The following is a 12,001-nucleotide window of genomic DNA, read 5'->3' as shown; positions in this document are numbered from 1 at the left end:
AACCTATCGTTAGAGTGAGCGCTCCTCTTAGACGTCCTATCTCAGGAGGTTCCGTGCCTGTCAGTGAGGTTGCCCGCCGTCACGATCCGACCGCCGCCACTATCGCGCTTCTGCAGACCCTCCCACTCGATCCGGAGGCGCAGCCGTACGCGTTTCCGGCGGCCTGCTCAGCCACCTGCACCCAGACCTGCACGATCTCCTGTGCGGGTAGCTGCGACATCACGTGCTGAAGCAAGCCTTCCCTCCACCATCAGAAGGAGCCGTGACCGCCCCATGAACACTGCTGTCCTGACGACCGATGACATAGTCGCCCTGCTTCAGCGTCTGCCCGCCCAGGTCGATGCCGAGGTTCCGCTCGGTTTCGTGGCCTCGTGCGGCTCATTGACGTGCACCGCCGGAAGTACCTGCGTCAACACCTGCGAACTCACCGGCACCGGCTGTTGAGCGCCGACATCCGTCACTCCGACATCGACGACGTCCTCGGTGCCGGAGTGACGGAATGCCTCCCCGGTTATCGGCTGGAGCGATCCGCCACCAGCATCTGGACGTACTGTGAACCGCCAGGCGGGCGATCGCCGCGGTCGCACGGCTGGAAGCTCCACGTCTCGGCCACCACCCACAATGCCGTGGTGGTGCTGCGGGCGGTCGCCGATGCGATTTCGGCGCTACCCGCACAGCCTCCGTTCAAGTTCGCCTCGACTCTGCGGTCGCTCTACGACCTCAACTCGGCCCGGTCGGCGCGTGAGTCGTCGGGAAAGTTCATTACGATCTACCCAGTCAGTGACGACCAGGCGCGGCTGCTCGGCGAGCGGCTCGCGGAGACGCTGCGCGGGCAGGAAGGGCCGACCGTCCTGACTGATCGGCGTCTCGCGGGCGATGCCCCCGTCTATTACCGGTACGGCGTGTTCCGCGGCGCTGGGACGTCGTACCGATCCGACGGCCGCGTCTACTCGGTGATGCTCGGGCCCGCCGGTGAGGAGACGCCTGACGAACGGAAAGTGTGGTTCTCGCCGCCGGCCTGGGCGGTCGATCCGTTCGCCGCGTCGGTCTCGTCGATGTCGCCGGCTGAACCCGTTGCCGGGCAGGGGCCGCCGCCGTTCGTGATGCTGAACGACAGATACATCATCGATCGTGCGCTCCGGCATTCGAACCGCGGCGGCATTTATCTGGGCATCGACACCGAGAACGGCGCGGAGGTGGTCCTGAAGGAAGCTCGCCACGGGATCGAGATCACTTACGGCCGCGCCGGTGATGCCCGGACAGCTCTGCAACGGGAGCGGCGTTTCCTGGAGCTGTTCTCGGATCTGCCGGTTCCCCGTGTAACCGACTCGTTTACTCTCGGCAGCAGCACCTTCCTGGCGTTGACCAAGGTCGAGGGGCGATCGTTGCTGCAGTTCCAGCCCGACCTCGACGCTGCACAGAAACGCTCGTGTGCGGTTCAGCTGATCGACCTGCTGTCGGCGTTCCACCAACGCGGACATCTCCTGGTGGATGTGTCGCCCAACAACTTCATCGTGGCGGCGGGCGCAGGTCCTGACTGCGACGTGTCGCTGGTCGATCTCGAACATGTCCTGGACGGATCCACGGAGACGCCGACGACAGCATTGGGCACACCGGGTTACATCGATGAGCCGGTGGCGAACGGTGGTCGTCCAACCTTCGCGTCGGACTGGTACGGGCTGGCTGCCGTCCTCTGTTTCCTCTTCACCGGCGCAAGCATCGGTGAATGCCGTGGCCGCAACAAGCGTGACGCGCTGCTGGAGTTGTTCGCCCTGACAGCGCGCCAGGGTGGGCTCGATCCGGAGCTCGCCGAAGGCCTTGGCCGGCTGGCGACCGGCGAACAAGAGGCTGCGGTCCTGCGCGCCCGGCTGTCCGGCGTTACGGAAGCCGAGTCCCAGTTCACCGTCGACGCTCGCGACGACGTTCCGCTGTCACACCCGGAGCTGGATCGCAGTCGGGTCGAAGCGTTGGCGGCCAACACGCTGCAGTGGCTGCGCGGAGCCGCGCGGCGCCGCGGGGACCCGCGGCTGCAGGCGCAGTCGGGGCAGAGCATGGATCCGCTCTGCCTGCAGTCGGGCTGGAGCTCGGTACTGTACGGACTGGCGCTTGGCCGCCGGGCCGGCCTGCTGCCTGAACAGGAAGAATTTCTCGACCTCGAACCATGGATCGCCGGTCAGCTGACATCTACGGATCGCCCACCGTCGTTGTACTTCGGCTGGGCGGGTGCTGTTGTCGCTCTGATGGAGGCGGCGCATCCCGCCGAGCGGATCCGTGATCTCGCCTGGTCCCTTCCGACTGACCTGGCGTGCCCGGACGTCTGCCACGGTTCCGCAGGCCTGGCCCTGCTTTACCTGCAGGCTGCTGCCTACTGTGCCGACGAGCGTTTCTCGCACAGGGCGACCGCCATAGCTCGCGAGTTGGTGGCCCGAACCGACCTCACCTCGGGGGACCTGCCGTTGTGGCGGATTCCCAGAGATCTGGACTCGGACATGGCCGGCCAGGCGTACTACGGATTCGCGCACGGGAGTGCGGGCATCCTTGCGTCGATCCTCAGGGTCGGTCACGCCAACGGCGAGCCCGGGTTGACCGAGTTCGCGACCCGCGGGCTCGGCGCGCTGGCCGAGTTCGGCACGCGGGAGGCCGCCGACGAGCTGAGTTGGCCGACCAGCCCGACAGCACCGGACCGGCGCATCTTCTGGTGCAACGGCGCGGTTGGCATCGGCCATGCCCTGCTGACGGGCTATCGGCTGTCCGGCGACGACCGCTTGCTGCGAGCAGCCACGGGAGCTGCGAGGTTCGCCTGGAACCGAAGGTTCCATCTGGGCGGCGGCCGATGTCACGGTCTGCCGAGTCTGATCGAGCTCTTCGTCGATCTCGGTCAGGTCGAGCCGGATCGTGGGTATGTCCAACGAGCAGTGGACCTGGTCGACCTGCTGTGGGCGCGACGGGGGAGCTACGACGGGGTCGAGATTCCGCCGGACGAGTCCGGCCAGCGCGCCTCCGTGGGTCTCGGCACCGGGGCGACCGGGTTCCTGCCGGGACTGATCCGGATCCTGTCGCCGGACGTGGCCGCGGACCGGGTGTGAGAAGGCGTGCGGATTCTGTACGCCTGCCGGGGAAACGGCTTCGGTCATGCGAATCGGTGTCTGGTGGTGACCGACCATCTCCTGCAGCGCCACCCGTCGTGGGACCTCACCATCGCCGCCACCGGATCCGCCAACGAGTTCTTCGAGCAGAAAGGACGTGCGGCAGTCGATCTTCGGGTCAGTGACGAGCAGGACCAGAGTGCCGTCGTCGCCCGTCGCATGGCCGAACTGCTGCGGACGGAACGGTTCGATGTGGTCGTGGTGGACGAACTGTTCACCGCCGTGCCGATCAGCCACCAGCTGGCCGGGAAGGTTGTGTTCGTCACCGACGTGACTGGAGCGGACTACGGCTTCCCCCAGATGGATCGGGCAGTAGCGGCTGCCGACGCGTACGTGCTGGCCGATTGGCCCGGCGGGCACCGGATCAGCTCGGACCTCGGCGAGCGGCTGGTGATCGCCGGTCCGGTGGTCCGGACGTTCCCGGAGTTTCGTTGGCAGGACCGGAAAGCTCCGCAGGAGCGTTGGGTGATCGCGCTGGGCTCGGTGTTGCCACGCAAGCAGACGCATATCGACCGGATCCTCCGGCTCGCCAGCAAGGCGGCAGCGAGCCGAGCCGCACAGCTGGACGTCCTGGCGTCGGCTGATGTGGTGGAGGCATCTCTGGGAGCCGGGACATTGCCGGCGGACATCCGGGCGGTGGGGTTCAGCAGCTCTCCGGAGCAGTATTACCGGGATTGCTCGGTCGCTGTCACCTGGGGAGGCACGACGTCCATCGAGTGCGCGGCCAACGGCGTGCCGACGGTGGTCGCGGCGATCGGCACGGCGCGTGACGAAGCGCGCGTCCGGTCCGGCGCGGATCGGTGGGCGCACCTCAGATCGGTACCGGACACCGCGTCGGCGGGCGATCTGCTCGACGCGGTCGCGACGGTGCGTGACGGCGTTCGCCAGGAGTCGTCCGCCGTCGCCTCGACCAGCGGCCGCGACGCGGTCGTTCGGACCCTCGAGAGCCTTGTCTGACAGAAGGAGAGGTGGTTCAACGATGTTGCCCGACCGCTTGAGTGAAGCGACGTCCGCCGTGATCGCGGCCGCACTGGAGAGCGCCCGCGGCGACCGGCGTGCGGAGGTAGACGCGGGGGATGTGCTCCGCGGGCTGCGTCATGTGCCAGGACCGGCCGCGGACGGCCTCGAGGACCTCGGCCTGCCTGACTCGCACCGCGCTGGCAGTACCGGCGACGCGGGCTTCGTAGTGATGTCGAGTGAGGTGAAGGAGTTGCTCGCCACGTCCGCGCAGGTCGCCGATCTCGTCCGGCAGCACACCATCGAGCCGTGGCACCTGCTCGTGAGCCTGCTGGCCAGCCCGGTCCTCAGTGCACACCGGATGCTGACAGCCGCCGGTGTGTCCGCCGACCAGGCCGCCGCGCTACAACGTGGGCTGATTCATGCCGGCACCGCAACTGCATGAGCCGCCGGCAGCGGGCCGGATGCCGAGCAGTCTGACCGACGCCGATTGGTTTCGCACGGCATGTGCGGAAAGCAGCAGCCAGCCAGGGCTCAGCGGATTCAAGCAGGATCCACGCATGCTCCGGATCTTCGAGCATGTCGACGCCGACCTCGGACGGTCCTGCCTCGACCGGGCCGTACTCCTCTGCCCCGAGTTCGGCGCGATCATGGACCGGTTCCGCCGCAACGATGTGATCGGCCGTCCAGAGGTTGTCAGCTACGGCGTGTACGGCGAGCTCAGCCCCAGCACCTGCCGATACGTCAAGACGCTGGCCGAGCTCGCCGACCGGTTCGGTTCTCTTGACGGGCTGACGGTTGTGGAGATCGGCGGTGGCTACGGCGGCCAGGCACTCGTCACCCACGAGGTGTTCCAGCCCGAGCGGTACGCGCTTATCGACCTCGACGAAGCTCTGGAGTTACAGCGGGCTTACCTGACCGCGTCCGATGTCGGCGGGTGCTTCGAGTTCGTGGCCGCCGACGATTTCCAGGCCGCGCCGGCTGCTGACCTCGTGATCAGCAGCTACGCGCTGACCGAGTGCTATCGCGACGCGGCTCTCGGTTATGGAGAGAAGTACGTCGTACCGTCGCCGCGCGGGTACATCGTGGGCAACCAGCTGATGGCGGATCGTCTGTATCCGACTGATCTGCTCCGCCTACGTTCGACCGGACACCTTGACCGTGAAGTGCCACAGAGTGCCGCGGGCAACTATGTCTTCTGGTGGAACGATGCAGGTATCTGAGTCGGCCGGCGTTCTGACGTATCCGGGCCTCGGACAGCGCGGACGCCTGGGCAACCAGTTGTTCCAGATTGCCGCGACGGTCGGACTCGCGAGGGCCTCAGGCGCGCAGATCCGGTTCCCGCCGTGGAAGTACGCGTGGGCGTTCTCGGTTCCCGGTTCGTGGTTCGGCCATCTCTCCGGTCAGGAGACCGATGCGCGACTCCTGGTCGATCCCCTGCACAACCCCGTCGCGGTCGAACATCTTCAGATTCCAGGGCTCTGGGCGGGGATGGAGGACGAGATCCGCGTCATGCTCGCGCCGTCGGCCGCCGCCCGGCGACTCGCCGACCGGGTGGAACTGCCCGTGCCCGCGGGCGGTGCGGATTCGATCGCCGTCCATGTCCGCCGCGGGGACTTTCTTCGCTTCCCGGATCAGTTCCCGGTGTTGCCGATCGACTATTACGTCCGGGCGTTCGAGCTGGCCGGGCCGGGGCCGGTCGCGGTGTTCAGCGATGATCCACTCTGGTGCGGACAGGTTCTGGTCAGCCGTCGCGATGGCGTGCACGTCGTACCTCCCGCCCACGAGATTGCACATCTGGTACTGATGTCGCGCTTTCCCCGTCAGATCATCGCCAACTCGACCTTCTCGTGGTGGGGTGCCTACCTGTCCGGCAGCGAGCAAGTGATCGGGCCGCGCACCTGGTTCGGACCGGGGATCCCGTACGACGGGAGCCAGTTGCGGATCTCGGGGTGGACTTTCTGCTGAGGGCTCCAACCGGCCAGGTGGCCATCCAGACTCAGTGCAGTGCTGCTGTTGCTGTTTTCAGGTCGTTGAGGGCAGCTAGTGCGTGTGGGGCCAGGTCTGACTCGTCTCTTGTTGACGTCCAGGATTCGTAGCCTTGTTTGAACGCCAGGACGCCTAGTTCTGCGGCCAGGTGCGCCACCGGGGTTGGTACGCCTCTGGTTTGGAGGGCCGCGGTCATGGCGCTTGCCAGGCCTACGGTTTTGAGGGCGTCGCGTTCCTGGAGTTCGGTGCTTGCGGCGATTGCTGCCTTCAGCCGGGGACCCAATTCGCGGTTCACCGGGCCCATGAAGCTGGAGGCCTTGGTGAGGCCTGCGGCTACCGCTTCCAGGGGAGTGACGTCTTTGGGGGCTTCGGCTATTCCTTCGGCCAGCAGGCGGCTCAGGGTGTCTTGGCCGGCTACCAGGAGTTCTCGTTTGTCGGGGAAGTGGCGGAAGAAGGTGCTCTTGGTGACGCCGGCGCGTTCGGCGATCTGGGCGACGGTGGTCGCGTCGTAGCCGTGTTCGGCGAAGAGGTCCACGGCGGCGAGGACCAGTCGTTCGCGGGCTCCGGGTTGCCATCTCGCCATGACGACCATTCTAGGTGATGGGACCTTTGTCCCGTGCGGTGCTACGGTGATGGGACAAAGGTCTCATCACAGGAGGAGCGGTTCATGCGAGTCTTCGTTACCGGGGGTACTGGGCTGATCGGGTCGGCCGTGGTGCGGGAGTTGCTCGATGGTGGGCATGACGTGGTCGGGCTGGCGCGGTCCGATGGCTCGGCGGCGGCGTTGCGGGAGGCCGGCGCTGAGGCGCTGAGGGGTGGGCTGGCGGATCTGGACGTACTAGGTGCTGCAGCGACGGCGGCCGACGGGGTGATTCACCTTGCCTTTAGCAACGACTTCAGCAGTCCGGAGGCCTTGGCTGCGGGGGTTGCCGAGGAGTCGGCGGCGCTTGCGGTGATGGGGGAGGCGCTGGTGGGGAGCGGGCGGCCGTTCGTCACGGTCTCGGGTACGCCCTGGGTGCCGGGTCGGGCTTCTACGGAGGCTGATCCGCTGCCGCTGGACGGGCCGGTCGGTGGGCGCGGGCGATCGGTGATGGCGGTGTTGGCGTTGGCGGAGCGAGGTGTGCGGAGTGCCGCCGTACGGATGCCTCGGACTGTGCACAACCAGGGCGATGGTGGGTTCGCCGGTTTGCTGACGCAGATCGCTCGTCAGTCCGGGGTGTCGGGTTATCCGGGCGACGGTACGCAGCGGTGGCCCGCTGTGCATGCGCTGGATGCGGCTGTTCTGTTCCGCCTCGCCCTGGAGAACGCGCCGGCCGGCTCCGCATGGCACGCGGTTGCTGACGAGGGTGACGCCGTACGGGATATCGCTACGGTCATCGGCCGCCGCCTCGACCTGCCGGTGAAGCCCGTTCCGGAGGACACGTACGGCCCGCTCGGACCGATCTTCGCGACCGACCAGCCGGCGTCCAGCACGCAGACCCGTGAGGCGCTCGGTTGGGAACCGCGGCACCCGAGCCTCCTCGAGGACCTGGAGAACATCCAGCCGTAGTAATCGCCGCAGCTAATCTTGACTCATTCCAGAAAACGCGGAAGACTGCGGTACGTGCCGACGGTGGATGAGCTCCAGGGGTTGTTGCGTGGCGTCTCGTTGCGGGTGACCCGGCCACGGCTGGCGGTGCTGGCCGCGGTGTACGGGCATCCGCATGCGGACACGGACTCGATTATCGGTGCCGTACGCAACGAACTGCCGCAGACGTCGCACCAGGCCGTCTACGACTCGTTGCAGACGTTGACGGCGGCCGGCCTGGTCCGGCGGATCCAGCCGCTGGGCTCGGTGGCGCGCTACGAATCGCGAGTGGGCGACAACCATCATCATGCGGTCTGCCGCTCGTGCGGCGCGATCGCCGATGTCGACTGTGCGGTCGGGCACGCGCCCTGCCTGACCGCGTCCGAGGATCACGGTTTCGTCATCGACGAGGCCGAGGTCATCTATTGGGGCCTGTGCGCGGACTGCGCACGCCGTACCTGAACTTCGTTCTGAAACGTCCAGTCCTGGAAGGAATCTTGATGTCCGAGAACCACGAGCCGCTGCCCGGTGAGGCATCCGCGGAGAGCCGCGGCTGCCCGGTCGACCACGGTCAGGGCGTGCACCCGACCAGCGGGAACGCCAACCGCGAGTGGTGGCCGAACCAGCTGAACCTGAAGATCCTGGCCAAGAACCCGGCCGTTTCCAACCCGCTCGGCGAGGAGTTCGACTACGCCGCCGAGTTCAAGACGCTGGACCTGGCCGCGGTCAAGGCCGACATCGCCGAGGTACTCACCACCTCGCAGGACTGGTGGCCGGCCGACTTCGGCAACTACGGCCCGCTGATGATCCGGATGGCCTGGCACAGCGCCGGTACGTACCGGATCCACGACGGCCGCGGTGGCGCCGGCGCCGGGCAGCAGCGGTTCGCGCCGCTGAACAGCTGGCCCGACAACGGCAACCTGGACAAGGCCCGGCGGCTGCTCTGGCCGGTCAAGAAGAAGTACGGCCAGAAGATCTCCTGGGCCGACCTGATGATCCTCACCGGGAACGTCGCGCTGGAGACGATGGGCTTCAAGACCTTCGGGTTCGCCGGCGGCCGCGAGGACGTCTGGGAGCCGGAGACCGACGTGTACTGGGGCCCGGAGACGACCTGGCTCGACGACAAGCGATACTCCGGTGACCGCGACCTGCAGCGCCCGCTCGGTGCGGTCCAGATGGGCCTCATCTACGTGAACCCGGAAGGCCCGAACGGCAACCCGGACCCGGTGGCCGCGGCCCGCGACATCCGCGAGACGTTCGGCCGGATGGCGATGAACGACGAGGAGACGGTCGCGCTGATCGCCGGCGGTCACACGTTCGGCAAGACGCACGGCGCCGGCCCGGCGGAGAACGTCGGCGCGGAGCCGGAGGGCGCGCCGATCGAGGCGCAGGGCCTGGGCTGGAAGAGCACGTACAACACCGGCAAGGGCAAGGACGCGATCACCAGCGGCCTCGAGGTCACCTGGACCACGAAGCCGACGCAGTGGTCGACCGACTTCTTCGACATCCTGTTCGGCTACGAGTGGGAGCTGTCGCAGAGCCCGGCCGGCGCGAACCAGTGGGTCGCGAAGGACGCCGAGGCGATCATCCCGGACGCGTACGACGGCCCGAAGAAGCTGCCGACGATGCTGACCACCGACCTGTCGCTGCGGTTCGACCCGATCTACGAGCCGATCTCGCGGCGCTTCAAGGAGGACCCGGCGGCGTTCGCGGACGCGTTCGCGCGGGCCTGGTACAAGCTGACGCACCGCGACATGGGCCCGATCGTCCGCTACCTCGGTTCCGAGGTCCCGAGCGAGGTGCTGATCTGGCAGGATCCGCTGCCGGCCGTCGACCACGAGCTGGTCACCGAGGCCGACGTGACCGCGCTGAAGGCCGCGATCGCCGCGTCCGGGCTGTCGGTGTCGCAGCTGGTCTCGACCGCGTGGGCGTCGGCGTCGACGTTCCGCGGCAGTGACAAGCGTGGTGGCGCCAACGGTGCGCGGATCCGCCTGCAGCCGCAGAGCGGGTGGGAGGTCAACAACCCCGACGAGCTCGCGCAGGTACTGCGGACCCTCGAGGGCATCCAGCAGTCCTTCGGCAAGCCCGTCTCGCTCGCCGACGTGATCGTCCTGGCCGGTGGAGTCGGCGTGGAGATCGCAGCGAAGAACGCCGGGTACGACGTGGTCGTACCGTTCACCCCGGGTCGTACCGACGCGACCGCGGAGCAGACCGACGCCGACTCGTTCGCCGCGCTCGAGCCGGTCGCGGACGGTTTCCGCAACTACTACGGCAAGGGCAACCGGCTGCCGGCCGAGTACCTGCTGCTCGACCGCGCGAACCTGCTGAAGCTGAGCGCCCCGGAGCTGACCGTGCTCGTCGGCGGTCTGCGGGTCCTCGGTACGAACTACGACGGTTCGAAGTACGGCGTACTCACCGAGAACCCGGGCACGCTGACGAACGACTTCTTCGTCAACCTGCTCGACCTCGGCACCGAGTGGCACGCCACCGACGACAGCCAGGAAACGTTCGAAGGCACCGTCGACGGCAAGGTCAAGTGGACCGGCACCCGCGCCGACCTCGTCTTCGGCTCGAACTCCGAACTCCGCGCCGTCGCCGAGGTCTACGCCAGCGACGACGCGAAGCAGAAGTTCGTGAACGAGTTCGTCGCCGCCTGGCACAAGGTCATGGAACTCGACCGCTTCGACCTGCACCGCTGACCCACCCCAACCAACCGGCTCCCCCTGTCTGGAGGGGGAGCCGGTTCGTTTGTTGCTTGGCTGGGGGCGGTTGGCGTGGCAGGCTGGTTGGGTTTGGTTGCCGTGGAAGGGGTCTGTTATGCGGTTTCATCATGATCGGGAGCCGGCGGGGGATCTCACCTTCAGTGATGTGTTTCTGGTGCCGAACCGGTCGGGGGTTGCGTCGCGGTTGGATGTGGATCTTTCGACGTCGGACGGGACCGGGGCGTCGATCCCCGTGGTGGCGGCGAACATGACTGCGGTGTCGGGGCGGCGGATGGCGGAGACGATTGCCCGGTGTGGTGGGCTGGCGGTGATTCCGCAGGACATCCCGGTGGACGTGGTCGCCGAGGTCGTTGCCTGGATCAAGCAACGGGACCCCGTACACGACACGGCGCTCACCCTGTCGCCGACCGGCACGGTCGGTGAGGCCCTGAACCTGTTGCCCAAGCGCAACCACGGCGCCGTCATCGTCGTCGACCAGGGCCGTCCGGTCGGTGTGGTGACCGAAGCGGACTGCTCCGGTGTGGATCGGTTCACGCAGCTGGACGCGATCATGTCGCGCGAACTGTTGACGTTGCCGACGGGCATCGACCCGGAGGCGGCGTTCAACCAGCTGCACGACGGGCGGCACCGGCTCGCGCCCGTGGTCGACGCGCAGGGGCAGATCGTCGGCATCCTCACTCGTCAGCGCGCGCTCCGGGCGACCCTGTACGACCCTGCCCTCGACGCGAACGGCAAGCTTCGGGTCGCCGCCGCGATCGGGATGAACGGCGACGCCGAGCAGAAGGCGAAAGCCCTGCTGGACGTCGGCATCGACGTACTCGTCCTCGACACTGCGCACGGTCACCAGGAGCGGATGCTCGAGGTCGTCGAACGCGTCCGCGCGCTCGGACCGCAGGTACCGATCGTGGCCGGCAACGTGGTCACCGCCGAGGGCGTCACCGACCTGGTCAACGCGGGCGCCGACATCGTGAAGGTCGGCGTCGGGCCGGGCGCGATGTGTACGACCCGGATGCAGACCGCGGTCGGCCGGCCGCAGTTCTCCGCCGTCCTCGAATGCGCGACCCGCGCGCGCGAACTAGGCAAGCACGTCTGGGCGGACGGCGGCGTACGGCATCCGCGCGACGTTGCGCTGGCGCTCGCGGCCGGTGCGTCGAGCGTGATGATCGGCTCGTGGTTCGCCGGTACGTACGAGTCGCCCGGCGACCCGCACCGCGACAGCCAGGGCCGGATCTTCAAGGAGAGCTTCGGGATGGCGTCGGCCCGTGCGGTGAAGTCCCGTACCGCCGAGGACTCGCCGTTCCAGCGGGCCCGGAAGAGCATCTTCGAGGAGGGCATCTCGACCGCCCGGATGTACCTGGACGCCGAGCGGCCGAGCGTCGAGGACCTGCTCGACTCGATCGTCTCCGGCATCCGCAGTTCCTGCACGTACGTCGGCGCCGCCAACCTGGCCGAGTACCACGAACGCGCCGTGGTCGGCCTGCAGACCGCCGCCGGCTACGCGGAGGGCAAGCCCCTCGACAGCAGCTGGCTGTAATCACCCCGCGGGTGAGATCAGGGGGCCTGGAAGATCATGCCCCGGGCGATGGTCACGCAGGGCGATCGGTGTCACGGTGTACTCA

11 protein-coding genes are annotated in these 12,001 nt (G+C 67.6%); 10 read left to right on the top strand and 1 reads right to left on the bottom strand.

Going from position 1 to position 12,001, the window contains the following annotated elements; translation table 11 throughout:
• Window positions 1–53 precede the first annotated feature (53 nt).
• From ACFYRU_RS03635 to ACFYRU_RS03610, 6 genes are all read left to right on the top strand, one after another.
• Window positions 54–230, top strand: coding sequence for a hypothetical protein (locus ACFYRU_RS03635; protein ID WP_387652585.1), 177 nt, complete (start codon window positions 54–56; stop codon window positions 228–230).
• A 141-nt stretch (window positions 231–371) separates the two neighbouring features.
• Window positions 372–3,086 (top strand): lanthionine synthetase LanC family protein, encoded by a 2,715-nt coding sequence (locus ACFYRU_RS03630; RefSeq protein WP_387652583.1) that lies wholly within the window; start codon window positions 372–374, stop codon window positions 3,084–3,086.
• 66 nt (window positions 3,087–3,152) lie between these two features.
• Window positions 3,153–4,103, top strand: coding sequence for a hypothetical protein (locus ACFYRU_RS03625; RefSeq protein ID WP_387652581.1), 951 nt, complete (start codon window positions 3,153–3,155; stop codon window positions 4,101–4,103).
• Between the two features lie 22 nt (window positions 4,104–4,125).
• A complete protein-coding gene (locus ACFYRU_RS03620) occupies window positions 4,126–4,548 on the top strand; it encodes a hypothetical protein (RefSeq protein WP_387652579.1) in 423 nt (140 codons plus the stop codon).
• A gap of 115 nt (window positions 4,549–4,663) precedes the next feature.
• Window positions 4,664–5,326, top strand: a complete 663-nt coding sequence (locus ACFYRU_RS03615) for a hypothetical protein (protein ID WP_387652577.1) — start codon at window positions 4,664–4,666, stop codon at window positions 5,324–5,326.
• The gene (locus ACFYRU_RS03610) at window positions 5,313–6,071 is read left to right on the top strand and encodes an alpha-1,2-fucosyltransferase (protein WP_387652575.1); all 759 of its coding nucleotides are present in this window, start codon (window positions 5,313–5,315) and stop codon (window positions 6,069–6,071) included. The genes ACFYRU_RS03615 and ACFYRU_RS03610 overlap by 14 nt, the downstream gene beginning before the upstream one ends.
• Window positions 6,072–6,102: 31 nt before the next feature.
• On the opposite strand, the gene ACFYRU_RS03605 is transcribed toward ACFYRU_RS03610, so the two are convergent.
• Window positions 6,103–6,675 carry a TetR/AcrR family transcriptional regulator gene (locus tag ACFYRU_RS03605; RefSeq protein ID WP_387652574.1) on the bottom strand — a complete coding sequence of 191 codons (573 nt, stop codon included), beginning with the start codon at window positions 6,673–6,675 and terminating at the stop codon, window positions 6,103–6,105.
• Window positions 6,676–6,759: 84 nt separating this feature from the next.
• Here ACFYRU_RS03605 and ACFYRU_RS03600 point away from each other — a divergent pair, with 84 nt between their 5' ends.
• The 4 genes from ACFYRU_RS03600 to ACFYRU_RS03585 all read left to right on the top strand — a co-directional run bounded on the left by ACFYRU_RS03600 (window position 6,760) and on the right by ACFYRU_RS03585 (window position 11,916).
• Window positions 6,760–7,641: an SDR family oxidoreductase gene (locus tag ACFYRU_RS03600; protein WP_387652572.1), complete on the top strand. Its 882-nt coding sequence runs from the start codon at window positions 6,760–6,762 to the stop codon at window positions 7,639–7,641.
• Window positions 7,642–7,695: 54 nt separating this feature from the next.
• A complete protein-coding gene (locus ACFYRU_RS03595) occupies window positions 7,696–8,121 on the top strand; it encodes a Fur family transcriptional regulator (protein ID WP_387652570.1) in 426 nt (141 codons plus the stop codon).
• Window positions 8,122–8,159: 38 nt separating this feature from the next.
• Window positions 8,160–10,358: a catalase/peroxidase HPI gene (katG, locus tag ACFYRU_RS03590; protein ID WP_387652568.1), complete on the top strand. Its 2,199-nt coding sequence runs from the start codon at window positions 8,160–8,162 to the stop codon at window positions 10,356–10,358.
• 118 nt (window positions 10,359–10,476) lie between these two features.
• Window positions 10,477–11,916, top strand: a complete 1,440-nt coding sequence (locus tag ACFYRU_RS03585; RefSeq protein WP_387652566.1) for a GuaB1 family IMP dehydrogenase-related protein — start codon at window positions 10,477–10,479, stop codon at window positions 11,914–11,916.
• Window positions 11,917–12,001: the final 85 nt, after the last annotated feature.

Origin of the sequence: Kribbella sp. NPDC004536 (assembly GCF_042873835.1) — a bacterium.
GTDB lineage: Bacteria > Actinomycetota > Actinomycetes > Propionibacteriales > Kribbellaceae > Kribbella.
Note: the sequence above shows the minus strand (reverse complement) of the source record. Positions and strands in the feature narration are given on the sequence as shown.

What these genes read in the sequence shown, in the direction of transcription:
- ACFYRU_RS03600 (WP_387652572.1), top strand. Translation starts at nt 6,760, where the DNA reads ATGCGAGTCTTCGTTACCGGGGGTACTGGGCTGATCGGGTCGGCCGTG.
- katG (WP_387652568.1), top strand. Translation starts at nt 8,160, where the DNA reads ATGTCCGAGAACCACGAGCCGCTGCCCGGTGAGGCATCCGCGGAGAGC.
- ACFYRU_RS03585 (WP_387652566.1), top strand. Translation starts at nt 10,477, where the DNA reads ATGCGGTTTCATCATGATCGGGAGCCGGCGGGGGATCTCACCTTCAGT.
- ACFYRU_RS03620 (WP_387652579.1), top strand. Translation starts at nt 4,126, where the DNA reads ATGTTGCCCGACCGCTTGAGTGAAGCGACGTCCGCCGTGATCGCGGCC.
- ACFYRU_RS03610 (WP_387652575.1), top strand. Translation starts at nt 5,313, where the DNA reads ATGCAGGTATCTGAGTCGGCCGGCGTTCTGACGTATCCGGGCCTCGGA.
- ACFYRU_RS03615 (WP_387652577.1), top strand. Translation starts at nt 4,664, where the DNA reads ATGCTCCGGATCTTCGAGCATGTCGACGCCGACCTCGGACGGTCCTGC.
- ACFYRU_RS03605 (WP_387652574.1), bottom strand. Translation starts at nt 6,675, where the DNA reads ATGGCGAGATGGCAACCCGGAGCCCGCGAACGACTGGTCCTCGCCGCC.